Consider the following 15,801-nt stretch of genomic DNA (forward strand, 5'->3'; position numbering starts at 1 on the left):
CTTTCCTTTCATCCCGTCAGGGGTGCACGGTGCTGATCAGGTAGAGCGATTCGACCGACGGCAGCACCTGGTTGAGCAGACGGTTGAGCGAGACCAGCGGGGCCGTGCCGACGTACACCACGTCCAGTGGCTTGAGCGAGAACTCGGTGGACAACAACAGCGCGTCGACCTGCGTCATGTCCAGCCGGAAGATTTCCGGTTGGGTCGGATCTTTCGGGGTACGCCGAATCACCAGGACCTGCCGGGGCTGGGCCGACGTCGGATTGATGCTGCCGGCCCTGGCCAGTGCATCGGCCAGCGCCATATGTCCGTTGTTCATGAACAGCACCGAAGGCTTGCTGATTTCGCCGATCACGAACACGCGGCTGTCGTTGTGGTTGGGTACGTCGACGATATCGCCGCTGCGCAACGTCATGTTTTGCGATGCATCGCCATGGCGCATCACAGCATTGACGTCGAGCACGAAGACCTTGTTGCCGCGCGTGACGCGCACGCGCTGCAAATCGGCATCGGGCAGCGCGCCGCCGGTGCGGGCGATCGCGTCGACCACGCTCAGCGGGCTGTCGGTGATCGGCAATGTGCCGGGACGTTTGATGTCGCCAGTGACTTCGACTCGCTGGCTGCGATACTGCAGTATCGAGACGTCGACCTGCGGATTCTTCAGGTGATCGCTCAGCATGCTTGTCAGCAGCCTCGCGGCGTTGGCCGGCGTCTTGCCGCCAACGGCGACGCGGCCCAGCGTGGGAAAGAATATCGTGCCGTCGGCGGCCACTCGCTCGCGCACCGTGCCCACGCCATTGCCGCCCGCGCCGGACAGGCCGGTTATGGTTCCGCTCGTCTGATCGCCCGTGGCGGCATTCGTTGGTGTGCGTTGCTGCGGCAATGCTCCATCGCTCGCGCTGAGTTCCGGATGCCCCCAGATCGTCACGCCGACGATATCCATCGGGCCGATGCGGTACTCCTGCAAAGCCGGGTGCGGCTCGCCGGCCGGGGTCGGACTCGCTGGTCCGTCGGCCGCCGCGGCTTTGGCTTGCGCCAGGATGACCGCCGGGGTAATCAGATGGACTTTATACGCGGTGTGGCCGGTGGGCTCGTTCAGGTTATCCCGCATGCGCGAGGCATCCAGGTGCGGGCCGGGCGCCAGCGCGCAACCTGAAAGCGCGGCGATCAGGCTCAATGAGAATAGCGTTGTTTTGATCGTCATCATCGTCTCCGTTCACGGCGGCGCGAGGCGCTCATCAAGATCGAACCAGTGGGCGGGCATGGCATCAGAAAGCATTCTTCCCGACAAAGCCCTTCATCATGGTCAGCACAATGATCTTGATGTCGAACCAGAACGACCAGTTCTGCAAATAGAACAGATCGAATTTCACCCGCGCTTCCATCTTCCCGACGGTCCTGGTCTCGCCCCGATAGCCGTTGACTTGCGCCCAACCGGTAATGCCGGGCTTGATTCGGTAGCGGTACATGTAGCCGTCGACCAGGTCTTTGTACAAATCGTCGTGCTCGACGGCATGCGGGCGCGGACCGACCACCGACATTTGCCCCATCAGCACGTTGATGAATTGCGGCAGCTCGTCCAGGCTGGTGCGCCGCAGGAATGCCCCCAGCGGCGTAACGCGCGGATCGTTGCGGCTGGCCTGGATCACGCGCCCCGGTGAGCCGCCATGGATTTTCATGGTGCGGAACTTCAAGATATCGAATAGCTGCCCGTCGACGCCTTTGCGCTTTTGCCTGAACAACACCGGCCCGGGCGACGAGAGCTTGACCAGGATCGCAATCACGCAAAACAGCGGCAGCATCGGGATAAGAACAAACGCGGCAAACAGACGATCGAACACGAGCTTCGGCCATAGCCGGAATTCCGGAACCGGACTGGCTGCGACATTGATGGCGGGCATGCCCAGAATGTCGGTCAGGGCATGGTTGAAAAGAGAGACGCTGCGCACGTCGGGCAGGAAGCGCAGGTCGACGAAGTCGTGCCGGAACTCCCGCATGAAACGCTGGATGGTGTGCTCCTCGGACAACGGCAATGCCAGCCAGATTTCCGCGATTTTGCGCTGGCGCACCAGTCTGGCGAGATCGTCGAAGCGCGTCATCACTGCAACGCCGGCCACGCTGGCGCCCGAGGCGGCATTTTCGTCGAACACGCACAGCGGCGTGAAGCCGGCCTCTCCGGCCGCGCCCATGTGCTCGATGATGCTGCGGCTGTGACTCTCCGGTCCGACGATTGCCACGGCTTTGTGATTGATGCCGACACGCCTGAGCCGCTGCAGCGCGAGGTGCGCAAGAATCCGGGACGCTACCAGCAGGCACGCCGAGATGAGCGTTGCCAGACCGAGCCACAAGCGTGAAATGCTCTCGGCGCGATGCAGCGTGAACAGAAACACAACGCCGACCAATGTCACCAGGAGCCAGGCGCTAAGCACTCGCCAGGCCAGTCGCGCGAGCCGCTGCCCACGCCATGACCGATACACCCCAGCATTGGCAAACACCACCAGCAGCAGCGCGCAGTGTACGGCCGTTATCGATTTCTCGAAATCGCCAAGACCGAACGCGCCGTGAAAGCGCAACATGTGCGCGATCGTCGCGCCCAACACGACCAGGCAAATGTCTGTCAGACGTGCGGTCATGCCCCAAATCGACATCGCGTATCTCCTGATATCCTGCCTCCAGCACGGCCTTGGCGTTCGCCTCGCCCAACAGGCGCGCTCAACGCGACGGCACCAGCTGCAGCAACTGACCCGATTGCATCACCTGAGGGGGCGCGCTATCGGGCAGCAATCGCGCGAACTCTCTCTTGATGATGCCGTAGCACTCGCAGGCCTGTCGCTCCAGCCCCGGCCGATCGAGTATCGAAATGTGCCCACGCCGCCCCTGGATCAGGCCGGCGTCCTGCAGCACTTTCACAGCCGCGGTCACGCCCTCGCGACGCACGCCAAGCATGTTGGCGATCATGTCCTGCGTCGTATCGATTTCCGGCGATGTCAGACGATCCTGCGTCAGTAAAAGCCAGCTGCAGAGTCGCTCTTTTATCGAGTGCCGTCTGTTGCATAACGCACTTTGCGCAACCTGCGCCATGCGAGCCTGGAAATAAAGCAACATGAGATGCTGGAGATAGCCGCCACGCTCGAATTCGCGCTTGAACAGGCGTGCGTTGAGTACATAGCTATAACCTGCGTGACGCACTTCCGCCCGGTCGAGCGTCACACCCTCGCCAGCGACCACCGATACGCCCACCATGCCTTCGGACCCGACCGAGGCAACTTCCATGGTCAAGCCGTCTTCCTGCAGGTAGAGAATTGAAACGATTGCCGTGGTAGGGAAATACACTGAATCGAATGTCTCTCCGACGTCGGAGAGCAGGCGGCCCACTTTGAGCCGCACCAATCGCAGGTTGGGCTCCAGCGCGGCCCACTCGTCCAATGGCAGCGCGCTGAGCAGGCCGTTTTGATGAATCGACTGCGGATCACCTCTTGCATCCGGCATGATCTACCTCTTGAGTTCATTGAGATAAGAATCCCCGGACAACGGATTATTTATAAAAATTATTTCCGTTCCTTCTTTGTTGCTACACGCTCCAGGGCAGCCTTAAGAGGAACAAAAGGACAGTGATCTGCTGAGGCAATATCTCAGCGATCGCGCAAGCCTCATTTCGACCGGGAACCGCGTCAATGTTTCATCGAGGACGCGTCACTCTGGAGGTTACCTGCGATTCTATGACCGGCTTTTGATCCGGCCAATCGGGAAATCGCTACCCGTTGTATCGACGCACGGAGAATTGTTTCAGATTGAAACAAGGCACGGCGCGATGGCTCGTCCACATGGTAGATATGCGCGGCTCTCTTTCATTAATATGATTCGAAAATCGAGCATGTAACATCTCGACACAATTTTCATGTCGCTCACGCAACACCGGAGGCGCCCTCCACCGCGTCAACCGGTACCAACTCGGCGATGGTTCGGCTCAGATTGGCGATGCTCTGGAACAGTTCCCGCGTGAGCATCTCGTCGGGGATCTCAATGCCAAACTCGTCCTCGACGGCCAACAGAATATGGACGGTCACCAGCGACGACAGCCCGGCGGCGTAGAGATCATCCTCGTCACGCATATGATCGACAGGTATTTCCAGATGAACGCGCTCCGACAGAATGCTTCGTAGCGTCCGATTGATATTGGCTTTTTCCCACATGGCGCACTCGCAGAAGATAGAAGGATCGCGGCACCCCGTTGCACCCATCGACCTCATCGGCGATTGCTGTTGACGGGCTTTCGGCAGGGCCGCGGAACCACTCGGTTTTTGCATCGTATGTCGCGTCAAAAACGCCAACCGTGCGCTAGCGCACACAGCTTTTGCAGCTAAGGGCGTAACTTCGAACCGCCTCGACGCCCATTTCCGCACGCACGCATTTTCGATTTTCTTGCGCGCGATCGCTGGAGAGGAACATCAAATTTGACGATGCGAGAATAAACATGGATTGGAAATATGCTGAGTTCACACAACTGAGCACGCCTGAGCTGTACGCGATACTGAGCGTACGCAGCGCAGTTTTCGTTGTCGAATACGCACACATTCATCTCGACATCGATCACCGGGACCCGGGTGCGTTGCATGTCGTCGCTCTCGAACCCGCACAGGACACACCCCAGGTAGCGGCCTACGCACGGCTGCAGCCAGGCGACGAGCAGGACCCTGAAATCACCATCGACCGTCTGCTCACGGCATCGCATCGGCGCGATGACGATACGCGCGATCATCTGGTCGCACACGCACTAGTGGCTGCTCGCACCAGGTGGCCCGAGCAGCCGATTTACCTCAATGTCCCGGCGGATCAGGCAACCCTCTACGAGCGGTTCGGTTTCAAAAAAGCAGTCGGCCCATTTCTCGACTATGGCATGTCGTTCCTGACCATGGCCTGGCGGCCGACCCCCGCCGGCCGGCGGCGTCGCGCCATCGCCGGCGGGTCGTCTCAACAACGGGCTATCTCGGCCGCGGGTGAATTGCCCGAGCAGGTGGCCGTCATTTTGGGAGCCCTATCATGAATACCACGCATGCCACGCGAGCATCTTCAGCCGACTCCCTAGCCGCCCTGCCCGACGCGCCCCCGACTTCCATCAGACACATTCAGCCGGTTGTGCTGGCCGGCGGATCGGGAACCCGTCTTTGGCCTCTATCTCGCGAACATCATCCAAAGCAAATGGTTGGATTGCTAAGTAATGACTCGCTTCTTGAAGAAACCGTACATAGACTGGACGGCTTTTCCGGGGCGTTCGACGTCGCCGACGAATGGATCCTGGTGTGTGGCGAGAATCATCGCTTCATGAGCGCCGAGCTGCTGCGGCGCGGCGGCCGCGCCGCACGGATCGTACTCGAGCCCGATCCGCGCAATACGGCCCCGGCACTCACCGTTGCGGCTCTTGCCGCTGCCAGCGGCGAACAGGATCCGATCCTGGCGGTCATGCCGGCCGATCATGCGGTTACCGATAACGCGGCTTTTCAACTCGCTTTGTCGAAGGCTGCCACGTATGCCGCGGACGGTGCCATCGTGGCGCTGGGCGTGATACCGCATCGGGCGGAAACCGGCTATGGCTACATTCGCGTCGGCATGGCACTTGGCCGGGAAGGCGGCTACGTGCTCGATCGCTTCGTTGAAAAGCCCCACCGGGAACTCGCTGAGCAATACCTGCGCTCCGAAGAGTATTGGTGGAACAGCGGAATTTTCGTGATGCGCGCCTCCGTGTGGCTGGCCGCCATCAAGACATTGCGGCCCGACATCTTCGAAGCGTGTGCCGCCGCATATCGCGGCGTCACCAACGATGCATCGTTTTCCCGCCTCGACGCGGCGGCATTCGATCAGTGTCCGGCCGACTCGATCGATTACGCGGTGATGGAGCGGCTTGGCGAGGACGCCCGCTTTCCCGGTGTCGTTGTGCCGCTCGATGCGGGCTGGTCGGACATTGGCTCATGGGACGCCATCTGGGAAATCATGCCCAAGGACCACGAAGGCAACGTCGCGCGCGGCAAGGTCGTGTTCGAGCAGAGCACCGACAGTCTGGCCCACTCGGAGGGCCGCCTGATCGCCTGTATCGGACTGCGCGGAGTCGTGGTCATCGAGACGGCCGATGCGGTCCTGGTGGCAGACAAGCAGTATGCGCAACAAGTCAAGGCGGTGGTCGGCCGCCTCAGATCCGACCACGGTGCCGAGGTCAGCGACCATCGCAAGGTGCACCGCCCCTGGGGTTGCTATGACTCGGTCGATACCGGCGAGCGCTTTCAGGTCAAACGGATTATCGTCAACCCCGGCGCCAGCCTGTCGCTGCAGATGCACTACCACCGCGCCGAACACTGGGTGGTGGTGCGCGGCACCGCCAAGGTGACGTGCGGCGAGAAATCGTTTCTGTTGACCGAGAACCAGTCGACCTTCATCCCGTTGGGTACCACGCATCGACTGGAAAACCCGGGCAAGACGCCGCTTGAAATCATCGAAGTCCAATCCGGCGCCTATCTCGGCGAGGACGACATCGTCAGGTTCGAGGACCGGTTCGGGCGCGCGTGAGAAACGGCAGCGCCGGGCCAGGCCAGCACTGGGCAAGCCTCAACGCCTACAATCGCGTCTGTCAGAGGAGCGCTCGGGGCGCTGGCGATACATTGGCATAAGCGCACTTCTTATCACTCAGATCCGGGCGGATGACTGCGGTTACGCCAAACGATCGTTTGCCGCGATGCTCGGTTCCGCTCGTGACTTTCTCCGGCCATGCGCGGCGCCGATTGTGCGAAATCTCGCACAACCGCCTCATGTCAATCAAAGGATATGCCCAGCCAATGGGGCTTGCGCGCCGCCGCGCTGCTGGCCCGACTCTTGCTAACTTCAACGGCGACATTCAAACCTGCCACCGAAGTTACAAAGGAGACAATCGTTATGGCCTGGACCAAGCAGCAAAAGAGCGTTGCGCTCGCCAGTTTTCTCGGTTGGACGCTCGATGCGTTCGACTTCTTTCTGATGGTTTTCGTACTGAAGGACATTGCCAAGGCGTTCGACGTCGAGATCACAAGTGTGACGATCGCGATCATGCTCACACTAGCGCTGCGCCCGCTAGGCGCCCTGATCTTCGGGCGGCTCGCCGATCGCTTTGGCCGGCGCCCGGTGCTGATGGCCAATATTCTGCTTTTTTCCGTGCTCGACCTGGCCTCCGGCTTCGCCACGAGTCTCACTATGCTGCTCGTGCTTCGGTGCCTGTTCGGTGTGGCAATGGGCGGCGAATGGGGCGTGGGATCGGCGCTCACGATGGAGTCGATTCCGGCAAAATCGCGCGGCATCATGTCGGGCATCCTGCAAGCCGGCTACCCGGCCGGCTATCTGCTGGCCTCCGGCGTATTCGGCCTACTGCACGACACGATCGGCTGGCGCGGCATGTTCGTGATCGGCATCGCGCCCGCGCTGGTAGTGCTCTTCATCCGCCGCAACGTGCCCGAGTCGCCGACCTGGCAGCGCGGCGCCGGCAAACCCCGTCCAAGCATCGTCGCGGTGTTCGCACGCGAATGGAAGCTGGCGCTGTATGGCATTGTGCTGATGACCGCCTTCAATTTCTTCAGCCACGGCACGCAGGACATGTACCCGACTTTCCTGACGGTCCAGCACAAGTTGTCGGCGCACATGGTCGGGCTGCTGGCCGCGACCTCGGCGATCGGCGCGATCATCGGCGGCATCGTGTTCGGCGCGCTCTCGGAGCGCATCGGCCGGCGCAAGGCAATCGCTATCGCCGCCCTGCTCGCGCTGCCGGTGCTGCCGCTGTGGGCGTTCTCGACCGGCAGCCTCGCACTCGGCATCGGCGCATTCCTGATGCAGATTTCGGTGCAGGGGGCGTGGGGCGTGATTCCAGCCCATTTGAACGAACTCTCGCCCGGCGAGGTGCGTGCGACTTTCCCGGGGCTCATTTACCAACTGGGCAACTTCCTCGCGTGCGCCAACGCAACGCTGCAGGCCGGCATCGCGGCCAATCACGGCGGCGACTACGGTTATGCCATGGCGTTGGTCGCGGGCATCGTCGCGATCGTCATCAGCGTGCTGATCATGTTCGGTCCGGAGCGGCGCGGCACACAAATGCAGATGACCGAGTCGGCCAGCCAGGGCGAAACCGATACGCCGAGGTTTGTGGCGTCACCGGCGACGCATTGACGCACGATGCAACAACCGGGGCTTCAGTTCAGTCAGAAGACCCGGTCAATGCCGACTCGCCGCACGAGTCGGGCAAGGTAATTGAAGCGCGCCACGGGACACGCAAGCTTTCAGCACGCTATCGCTTGCCGCCGGCGAGTTTGAAGGCCTGTGGTTGCCTGCGCTGGGGTGCATCGCGATGCACCCCAGCGCAGGCCCGAGCGCGAGCATGCCGAAGCCGCCTTGCCAGCCGAACTTGGTCACGACCGCCGGCACCAGTTGAATACTCACCGTGGTCAGCAAAAAGCCGGCGCAGGTTTGCACGGTCAGCAGCGTGCCGATCGATTCAGGCTCGGCCACGCCCACCGGCGGCATACTCGAATTGCTGGAAGTCGTTTTGCCAGCGCAGGTGAGAATCCCGTATCCGGCCACGGCGTTTGCCTTTCAGCACCAGCAGATCTGGGTGCGCCAAGGAACGCTGATTTTCGAGGAGGGATCGCAAGCTCATCGCCTGGAGACTGGCGACTGCCTGCAGCTCGGCCCGCCAACGGATTGCACTTTCTTCAATCCGGGCTCCGACCCGTGCGTTTATGTCGTGGCGCTGGTGCGCCGCTAGAACGCTCCTGGCGATGGCGCCTGATCAGTCGAGCAACCCGCGCTCGACCAACAACGCATGCACCTGCGCGAGGCGCAGCTTCGGATCATCCTGGCTCAGCAGCGTTTGTTTCAGGTCTGGCGGCAGCGCCAGCAACTCGCTCCAGCGGTTGGCGACCCAGCCACACTCGTCGAGCCGAAACGGCGCGGCTATCGGCATCTGCTCGATGGGCACCGCCTGCTTCTGCAGACGCGCGATAAGCCGCCCCAGTGCGTCGGCACTGCCCTGCAGCGCCGCTGGAACCGGCACGACAGGATCGTCTTCGAGCGTCACGCACTGCCCCTGCCACAAGCCGTATTTGCCTGGCTCGGTCGATCTCAGCCGAAAACGTGTCGTGCCGACACAAGTCAGCTCCAGGAGTGCCGGCATCGGTGCCTCGCAGGATTCGATCCGGGCCATCGTACCGACCGACCCAAGCAGCTCGGTCTTGCCCGGCTGGCGCACCTCATTGCCCTCGAGCAGTATCACGACGCCGAACTCCGTCCCCTCGGCCAGGCATCGGCGGATCATATCGAGATAGCGCACTTCGAAAATGCGCAAATGCAATACGCCGGATGGAAACAGCGCATTGCTCAACGGAAACAGCGGGATGGGTGGCGGCAGCGACATGCCGCCATGATGACACAGCCGCGGGGCGCTACAACAGCGTGTTGCCGATTGCGTCTCGGAGATTGTCGCGCCGGCGCACGGGCCGGTGACCGCGCATTGCAGACAGAAGCTCTGCGGCCGGGCACGTCAAAAGCATCGGCAGATGCAGTGAAAGGCCCCGCCGATCTTGATGCCGCGATTCAGTGGACCCGGCCAGCATCGCGCAGCACCCACAGCAAGCCGGCCAGCGGCAGGATGGGAATGGCTGCGCACAGCAGCACCGCCCGATCGCCGAATTGGTCGATCACCAGGCCGAAGGCAAGCGGTGCGGCCACCGTGATTAGGTTGCTCACGGCCTGAAAGCCCGCGTTCGCACGCGGCAGCTCCTCGATCGGCACCGCGTCCGCGACCAGCGCGAGGGCGACCGGGTAGGTCAATCCGTGCGGCGCGCCGAGAATTGCCAGCGCAAACATGAAAAGACCGATGCCGTGACCGAACGCCAGGAGACCGATGCCGCACAGCGTGGCCGCGACGCACACACCGAACAATCTCAAGCGATGTCCGACGGCAGGCCAACGCGTCAGTGCAACGCGGCAGAGGAACGAGACCGTGAAGAAGATTGCAATGCCCACCTCGGTGGTCGAAGCGGGGATGTGATACAGGGACTTGCCGATCAGGCCGATGAAAACGACGACCAGCGAGAAGGGAACCATGTAAACCGCCTGGCCGCATACGGCAAGGCACCACTTCTGGTTGCGAAACAGCGACCCGAGGCCCGCCATCGATGCCCAGAACGAGGCCGGCGCCGCAGGCGCCGCGTCGGTCGTTGCCTGGCTTTGGCGTGTCACCCTGGCACCGATCAACGCGATCGGCAGAAACGCCAGATACGCCGCCGACAGGTGCTCATGCGCGGCTGACAGGACAACAGACTCGTAGATCGGGCCAAGCGTAAGACTGATCGAGAGCACCAGCGCCAACGTGGCAAAGGCGCGCCCGCGAGTCGCGTGGGTTCGGTCGCCCTGGTTCGACGCACGCTGGCCGATGGCAGTGGCCGCGCTCGGCAGCACAAGGCCGCCCGCGACACCCAGAAGCAGCGCGCCGACCAGGAGCATGAACTGGGCCGGGATGAGAAAGCTCACGAGCGAGGCGGTCATGAAGAGCAGGCCCACGTAGACCGCCCGCTGTGCGGCACTGGTGCTCAGATGCGCGGTGATCAGCAGCATGGTGAGCACGGCAACCAGGTTGGCACCGGCCGCGATCGCCCCGATCGCCGCGCTGCCGAGTCCCAGGGACACGCCCAGCAGCGAGAGCGTGGTCTGCGCCATGTTCTGCGTCGCGCGGAACGCGCCGGTGGCCGTCAGCAAGGGGGTCGTCTCCGATTCCCTCACTCGCTCGAGTAATCTGCTCGCATAACGGATTGTCATGCGGCACCTCCCCATGCAACGGAAAAGGCGCGCGAATGCCGTTCGATTCCGTCGTGTCGGGCCTCGGCAGGACGGCAGTGCGCGTCAATACCCGTCTTGCCGCACGACCGGTACCACGAATCGGTGAAGTCGCCGGAACGGGTCATACGGCACGCTCGGCATGTTTGGCGATGGCGTCGCAAGACGAGATGACGCATTGGCAACTCGCGTCAGGGATGAAGATATGCGGGTTCATGAAGGCAATCAGGAGCGCGCCGACACGGCCAAGCCCCTTTTAAATCCGGACGTTCGCGCGCTTTTACAGGTTTTTCTTGTTCTTTGCCGAACAAGGGATGGTGCCGGGGACCGGACTCGAACCGGCAAGCCCGAAGGCGGCGGATTTTCTTCACACTGCGTCTTTCGACGCCAGCTGGGCTGTTCGTGCGCTGGACTATGCCTTCGCCTTGGCGTGTGCTTTAGGCGCCCCCCGTCTAGTCTCTACACCTTCCCGCCGCTTGCGCGCCGGGCTTGGCTCGGCGTTGCCTCGGCCCGGGGCCAGGGGTTTCGCCGAATTTGAAGGGTTCTGCACCGCCCGTTTCCGGGCGGGCACTCAAGTATTTAAGTCCGCTATGTTTACCAATTTCATCACCCCGGCACGGGGGACAGCATTCTACCATTGCGCCGACACCCGCTGCCAGCGGTTGTCACGGTGGGCGTGTATCATGTCTGGAAGCATGGCCCCGCGATCTCTATTGGAGAGTTGACGATGCTGGAAAATCTCGACCGAATCGCTCATTCCCTGGACGCTATCGAGTCCGCCGCGCGTGGCGTCGCCATCCGCTTTCCCGAGGCGTCGCAGGAGCTCTATACGGCGCTGATGGAAGTTCGCAATGCGATCGGCCTGGTCGCGCAGGAGGTGGTGCGCATCGAGCAGGAGCTGCACGCGAATTCCGGCAATGGGCAGTCCTGAGCGCGCGCACCGCCATGCGCATCGCAATGTTACTTGTCCCGACGCGGTGACGTCGTTAAGATAAATCTTGCGCGACACGCCGGTTCGCGCAGGTTCGGCCGGCACAGTGTCGCAATCCCCATCTACCGATCCAAGCGATCGCAGCCCGGGAGAACCTATGAGCGCAGTTCACGCCGCCCTGCAGGACACCGCGGATCCTGGAACATCCATGCTGGCGCAGCGCTTTGCCGTCGTCCGGCGCGCCTCGATCGACCTCTGCGCCGGATTGACAGAGGCGGACATGACAGTGCAGTCGATGGATGACGCCAGCCCGCTCAAGTGGCATCTGGCTCACACCACATGGTTTTTCGAAACCTTTCTGCTGATTCCATGCAGTCCGAATTATTCACCGTTCTCCGCCGATTTCGCCTTTCTTTTCAACTCGTACTACGAAGCGGCCGGTCCGCGGCACCCTCGCCCGCTTCGCGGCCTGCTGACCCGTCCGACACTGCCAGAGGTGTTGGCGTATCGCGCGCACGTCGATGACGCCATGGCTTTTCTGATCGAGGCCGCGCAGGACGACGCGACCCTCGCGCTGATCGACCTGGGCTTGCACCATGAGCAGCAGCATCAGGAGCTGATGCTCACCGACGTGCTGCATCTGTTCGCGCAAAATCCGCTGCGCCCGGTCTACCGCGCGGCCAACCCGGCGCAGCCTGCGACAGCCGCGCCGGTGCTTGGCGATTTGCACGACTGGGTGGCAGTGAACGGTGGGCGCTTCACTGTCGGCCACGACGGCAATGGCTTCGCATTCGATTGCGAGGGACCGAGTCACGACGTTTTGCTACGCGATTTCGCGCTGGCCGCGCAGCCGGTTACCAATGCGCAATGGTGCGCTTTCATCGATGACGGCGGCTATCGCAATCCAGCGCTGTGGCTCTCGGACGGATGGCAAACCGTCCAGCGCGAGGCGTGGGAGGCACCCCTTTACTGGGAGCGTCGCGACGACCGGTGGTGGCGCATGACCCTGCATGGCATGCACCCGCTCGATGCGCACGCGCCGGTCAGTCACGTCAGCTATTTCGAAGCGGATGCATTTGCTCGCTGGGCCGGCAAGCGCCTGCCGACCGAATTCGAATGGGAAGTCGCCGCGCGCGGCACTGCGACGCACGGCCATTTCGCCGACAGCCTCTGGCTCGACCCGCTATCGGGCGCCAACGCGTCGGCGGCGCGGCTGCGGCAGATGTTCGGCAGCGTCTGGGAATGGACCGCCAGCCCCTACATGTCGTATCCCGGCTTTCGCCCCGCCGCGGGTGCCGTCGGCGAGTACAACGGCAAGTTCATGTGCGGCCAGTTCGTGCTGCGCGGCGGCTCCTGCGTCACGCCGGCCGGTCACATCCGCGCCACCTACCGGAATTTTTTCTACCCACACCAGCGCTGGCAATTCACCGGTCTGCGTCTGGCGGAGGACCGCTAGTGTCATCGAACCCATTATCCGCATATGCCTGTCCGTCGCTGCCGCAAGACGCCTTTGCCAGCGCCACGCTCGAAGGCCTCGGGCGCTCGCAGAAGATCATCCCCTGTGCGTGGCTCTACGATCAGCGCGGTTCGGAGCTTTTCGAGGAAATCACCCAACTCGACGAGTACTACCCGACCCGCACCGAAATCGGCATTCTGCAGGCCTGTGCGCCATTGCTGGCCGAGGCGATCGCGCCCGGCGCGGTGGTCGTCGAGCTGGGTAGCGGCTCGAGCCGCAAGACGCCGCTGCTGTTACGCGCGCTGCGCGAGCCGCATGCCTATGTGCCGGTCGATATCGCGGAAGACTTCTTGCGCGCATCGGCCAGCGCGCTCGCCGCGGATTTCCCCGAACTGACGGTATTGCCGGTGGTAGCCGACTTTACGCAGCCGTTCCACCTGCCGCCGCAGGTCAGCGGCACGCCGCACCCGCGCCTCGGTTTTTTCCCGGGTTCGACCATCGGCAATTTCACGCCCGCCGAGGCGGTGCGCTTCTTGCAGCATGCCGCCAGACTACTGGGGCACAACCGGCGCATGGTGATCGGCGTCGACGCCACCAAGGATCCCGCGGTATTGGTGCCCGCCTATAACGACAGCCGGGGCATCACAGCCGAGTTCAACCTGAATCTGCTGCATCGCATCAACCTGGAGCTGGGCGCCGATTTCGATGTGAACGCGTTCCGCCACGAAGCGCGCTACCACGACAGGCTGGGACGCATCGAGATGCATCTGGTCAGCCAGCGCAAGCAGATCGTCAATCTGCTCGGGCACCGTTTCTCTTTCGAGGCGGACGAGACGATCCACACCGAGAATTCCTACAAATATTCGGTCCCGGAATTCCAGGCGCTGGCCGCCTCGGCCGGCTGGCACCCCCAAGCGGTATGGCAGGACCCGGCTGGACGCTTCAGCGTGCATCTTTTGAGCAATATTGTCTCGGAAACAGCGTAATTCGTTGCTGCTATGTTGCGGCGCAACAATGGTGGCCGTATCATTCGGGAAAACCCTTAGGAGCTTTCTCATGACCACCCAAACGATGACCGCCTCTTCCTCGATTTTTGCCAAACTTGGCCGCCTGTTGGCCGAGATGTGGGATGCGCACGCGCGCACCTACGAGATCGTGGCCGACAACTACAAAGCCGGCTCGCACAGCAACCGCCTGCCGCGCTGACCGGCTTCACCGGCCGGAATCGCCATAGCGACCGGCCGTAACGCCTTAATCGAGTTCGCGCCCGGCGAATTCGCGAATCGGCCATAGCGCCAGCAGCGACGCTGCGCCGCAGCCGATCACGTACCACGAGGGTGACAGCGGGTCGCCGGTGACCTTGATCAGCCAGGTCACGATGAACTGCGCGAAGCCGCCGAACAGCGCCACGCCGACGCTGTAGACGATCGCCATGCCGGTTGCGCGCACGGCTTTGGGAAACAGCTCCGGCATGATCACGATGGTCGGCACCCCGCTCATCGCATTGAGCAGCGACATCACGGCCACCACCGCCAGCAGCATGCCGACGCTCGGCCAGCCGTGCAGCAGCCAGAAGGCCGGATAGATCAACGCGATGATCGCCAGGCGCGACCACAGAATCAGCGGCTTGCGTCCCCAGCGGTCGGACCATGCGCCGAACAATGGCGACGACACGAAGGTGATCAGACCCGCCATCACGCCGGCGAGCATCGCTACTTTCATCGACATGCCGAGGATGCGGATCGCGTAGGTCGGGATGTAGAACAGCACGATGTAGTTGGCCACCGTGCCGCCGACGGTCAGCACGATACCCAGCAGCGTGATGGTGCGATGCCGGCCGAGCACTTCACGCACCGAGCCGTGCGGCGCCTCGGCCGCACGCGGCGTATGCGTTTCGCCCAGGCGGCGACGAATGAATGCGCCCAGCGGAGCGACCAGAATCCCCAGCAGGAACGGCAGGCGCCAGCCCCAACTCTCCAGCGACTCGACCGGCAGCGCCGCCGACAGCAGCGTTGCCAGCAAAGCGCCGAACAGCGCCGCAGCGCCCTGGCTCGCCAGTTGCCAACTGCCGTAGAAGCCGCGCGTGCGGGCGCTCGCGTACTCCACCAGCAAGGTCGTCGACGCGCCGACTTCGCCGCCGGCCGAAAAACCCTGCAGCAAGCGCGCCAGCACGATCAGCGCGGGCGCGGCCAGGCCGATCTGCGCATAGGTCGGCGTCAGGCCGATCAGGCCCGTGCTCAGCGCCATCAGGAAAATCGTCAGTGTCATCGCCGCCTTGCGGCCGGCCCGGTCGGCATAGGCGCCGAGCATCACGCCGCCCAGCGGGCGCGTGATGAAGCCCGCGCCGAAGGTGCCCACCGAGAGCAGCAATTGCCCGAGCGGATCGTGTACCGGGAAAAACAGCTTGCCGATCAGCACCGCGAAAAAGCTGTACACGGTGAAGTCGAAAAACTCCATGCCGTTGCCCAGCGTCACTGCAAAAATGACCTTGGCGCGCGACATTGCGCGAGGTTGCGTCACGGCCTGCGGCGTGATCGAAATGTCCATGGTGTCTCCTCTTTGTGAATTCTGT

The 15,801-nt window shown here is 62.7% G+C and carries 14 protein-coding genes and 1 pseudogene; 8 read left to right on the top strand and 7 right to left on the bottom strand.

Annotated features, from left to right (window positions below; translation table 11 throughout):
* Positions 1-16: 16 nt before the first annotated feature.
* The 4 genes from PATSB16_RS14360 to PATSB16_RS14375 all read right to left on the bottom strand — a co-directional run bounded on the left by PATSB16_RS14360 (position 17) and on the right by PATSB16_RS14375 (position 4,193).
* Positions 17-1,207 carry a polysaccharide biosynthesis/export family protein gene (locus tag PATSB16_RS14360; RefSeq protein ID WP_047214793.1) on the bottom strand — a complete coding sequence of 397 codons (1,191 nt, stop codon included), beginning with the start codon at positions 1,205-1,207 and terminating at the stop codon, positions 17-19.
* A gap of 61 nt (positions 1,208-1,268) precedes the next feature.
* Complete coding sequence (locus PATSB16_RS14365) at positions 1,269-2,648, bottom strand: undecaprenyl-phosphate glucose phosphotransferase (protein WP_206093653.1); 1,380 nt, start codon at positions 2,646-2,648, stop codon at positions 1,269-1,271.
* Positions 2,649-2,712: 64 nt separating this feature from the next.
* On the bottom strand, positions 2,713-3,489 hold the full coding sequence (locus PATSB16_RS14370) for a Crp/Fnr family transcriptional regulator (protein ID WP_047214794.1): 777 nt from the start codon (positions 3,487-3,489) through the stop codon (positions 2,713-2,715).
* A 416-nt stretch (positions 3,490-3,905) separates the two neighbouring features.
* Positions 3,906-4,193 (bottom strand): acyl carrier protein, encoded by a 288-nt coding sequence (locus PATSB16_RS14375; RefSeq protein ID WP_047214795.1) that lies wholly within the window; start codon positions 4,191-4,193, stop codon positions 3,906-3,908.
* 281 nt (positions 4,194-4,474) lie between these two features.
* Between PATSB16_RS14375 and PATSB16_RS14380 the strand changes: the two genes are divergently transcribed.
* From PATSB16_RS14380 to PATSB16_RS14400, 4 genes and pseudogenes are all read left to right on the top strand, one after another.
* On the top strand, positions 4,475-5,044 hold the full coding sequence (locus PATSB16_RS14380; RefSeq protein ID WP_047214796.1) for a GNAT family protein: 570 nt from the start codon (positions 4,475-4,477) through the stop codon (positions 5,042-5,044).
* Positions 5,041-6,558 (top strand): mannose-1-phosphate guanylyltransferase/mannose-6-phosphate isomerase, encoded by a 1,518-nt coding sequence (locus PATSB16_RS14385; protein WP_052892700.1) that lies wholly within the window; start codon positions 5,041-5,043, stop codon positions 6,556-6,558. Before PATSB16_RS14380 ends, PATSB16_RS14385 begins: the two co-directional genes overlap by 4 nt.
* Positions 6,559-6,915: 357 nt before the next feature.
* Entirely contained in the window at positions 6,916-8,178 is a 1,263-nt protein-coding gene (locus PATSB16_RS14390; RefSeq protein ID WP_206093705.1) for an MFS transporter, read from the top strand.
* A 340-nt stretch (positions 8,179-8,518) separates the two neighbouring features.
* Positions 8,519-8,773, top strand: a pseudogene (locus tag PATSB16_RS14400) (cupin domain-containing protein); the annotation flags it as partial.
* Positions 8,774-8,797: 24 nt separating this feature from the next.
* Here the strand turns inward: PATSB16_RS14400 and PATSB16_RS14405 are convergent.
* On the bottom strand, positions 8,798-9,421 hold the full coding sequence (locus PATSB16_RS14405) for an LON peptidase substrate-binding domain-containing protein (RefSeq protein ID WP_047214798.1): 624 nt from the start codon (positions 9,419-9,421) through the stop codon (positions 8,798-8,800).
* Positions 9,422-9,600: 179 nt separating this feature from the next.
* Positions 9,601-10,764 carry an MFS transporter gene (locus PATSB16_RS14410; RefSeq protein ID WP_047214799.1) on the bottom strand — a complete coding sequence of 388 codons (1,164 nt, stop codon included), beginning with the start codon at positions 10,762-10,764 and terminating at the stop codon, positions 9,601-9,603.
* Between the two features lie 805 nt (positions 10,765-11,569).
* On the opposite strand from PATSB16_RS14410, the gene PATSB16_RS14415 reads away from it, so the two are divergent.
* From PATSB16_RS14415 to PATSB16_RS20905, 4 genes are all read left to right on the top strand, one after another.
* Positions 11,570-11,773: a hypothetical protein gene (locus PATSB16_RS14415; RefSeq protein WP_047214800.1), complete on the top strand. Its 204-nt coding sequence runs from the start codon at positions 11,570-11,572 to the stop codon at positions 11,771-11,773.
* A 157-nt stretch (positions 11,774-11,930) separates the two neighbouring features.
* Positions 11,931-13,229, top strand: coding sequence for an ergothioneine biosynthesis protein EgtB (gene egtB, locus PATSB16_RS14420; RefSeq protein WP_083566790.1), 1,299 nt, complete (start codon positions 11,931-11,933; stop codon positions 13,227-13,229).
* Positions 13,229-14,215: an L-histidine N(alpha)-methyltransferase gene (egtD, locus tag PATSB16_RS14425; RefSeq protein WP_047214802.1), complete on the top strand. Its 987-nt coding sequence runs from the start codon at positions 13,229-13,231 to the stop codon at positions 14,213-14,215. The genes egtB and egtD overlap by 1 nt, the downstream gene beginning before the upstream one ends.
* Before the next feature lie 70 nt (positions 14,216-14,285).
* Positions 14,286-14,435 (top strand): hypothetical protein, encoded by a 150-nt coding sequence (locus tag PATSB16_RS20905; RefSeq protein ID WP_156884762.1) that lies wholly within the window; start codon positions 14,286-14,288, stop codon positions 14,433-14,435.
* Positions 14,436-14,480: 45 nt separating this feature from the next.
* Here PATSB16_RS20905 and PATSB16_RS14430 read toward each other — a convergent pair whose 3' ends face one another.
* A complete protein-coding gene (locus PATSB16_RS14430) occupies positions 14,481-15,776 on the bottom strand; it encodes an MFS transporter (protein WP_047214803.1) in 1,296 nt (431 codons plus the stop codon).
* Positions 15,777-15,801 lie beyond the last annotated feature (25 nt).

The organism is Pandoraea thiooxydans (assembly GCF_001931675.1).
Classification (GTDB): Bacteria; Pseudomonadota; Gammaproteobacteria; order Burkholderiales; family Burkholderiaceae; genus Pandoraea; species Pandoraea thiooxydans.

Bases quoted from the DNA above. Each gene is read 5' to 3' on its own strand.
- PATSB16_RS14360 (WP_047214793.1), bottom strand. From the start codon at position 1,207: ATGATGACGATCAAAACAACGCTATTCTCATTGAGCCTGATCGCCGCG.
- PATSB16_RS14365 (WP_206093653.1), bottom strand. From the start codon at position 2,648: ATGTCGATTTGGGGCATGACCGCACGTCTGACAGACATTTGCCTGGTC.
- PATSB16_RS14370 (WP_047214794.1), bottom strand. From the start codon at position 3,489: ATGCCGGATGCAAGAGGTGATCCGCAGTCGATTCATCAAAACGGCCTG.
- PATSB16_RS14375 (WP_047214795.1), bottom strand. From the start codon at position 4,193: ATGTGGGAAAAAGCCAATATCAATCGGACGCTACGAAGCATTCTGTCG.
- PATSB16_RS14380 (WP_047214796.1), top strand. From the start codon at position 4,475: ATGGATTGGAAATATGCTGAGTTCACACAACTGAGCACGCCTGAGCTG.
- PATSB16_RS14385 (WP_052892700.1), top strand. From the start codon at position 5,041: ATGAATACCACGCATGCCACGCGAGCATCTTCAGCCGACTCCCTAGCC.
- PATSB16_RS14405 (WP_047214798.1), bottom strand. From the start codon at position 9,421: ATGTCGCTGCCGCCACCCATCCCGCTGTTTCCGTTGAGCAATGCGCTG.
- PATSB16_RS14415 (WP_047214800.1), top strand. From the start codon at position 11,570: ATGCTGGAAAATCTCGACCGAATCGCTCATTCCCTGGACGCTATCGAG.
- egtB (WP_083566790.1), top strand. From the start codon at position 11,931: ATGAGCGCAGTTCACGCCGCCCTGCAGGACACCGCGGATCCTGGAACA.
- PATSB16_RS20905 (WP_156884762.1), top strand. From the start codon at position 14,286: ATGACCACCCAAACGATGACCGCCTCTTCCTCGATTTTTGCCAAACTT.
- PATSB16_RS14430 (WP_047214803.1), bottom strand. From the start codon at position 15,776: ATGGACATTTCGATCACGCCGCAGGCCGTGACGCAACCTCGCGCAATG.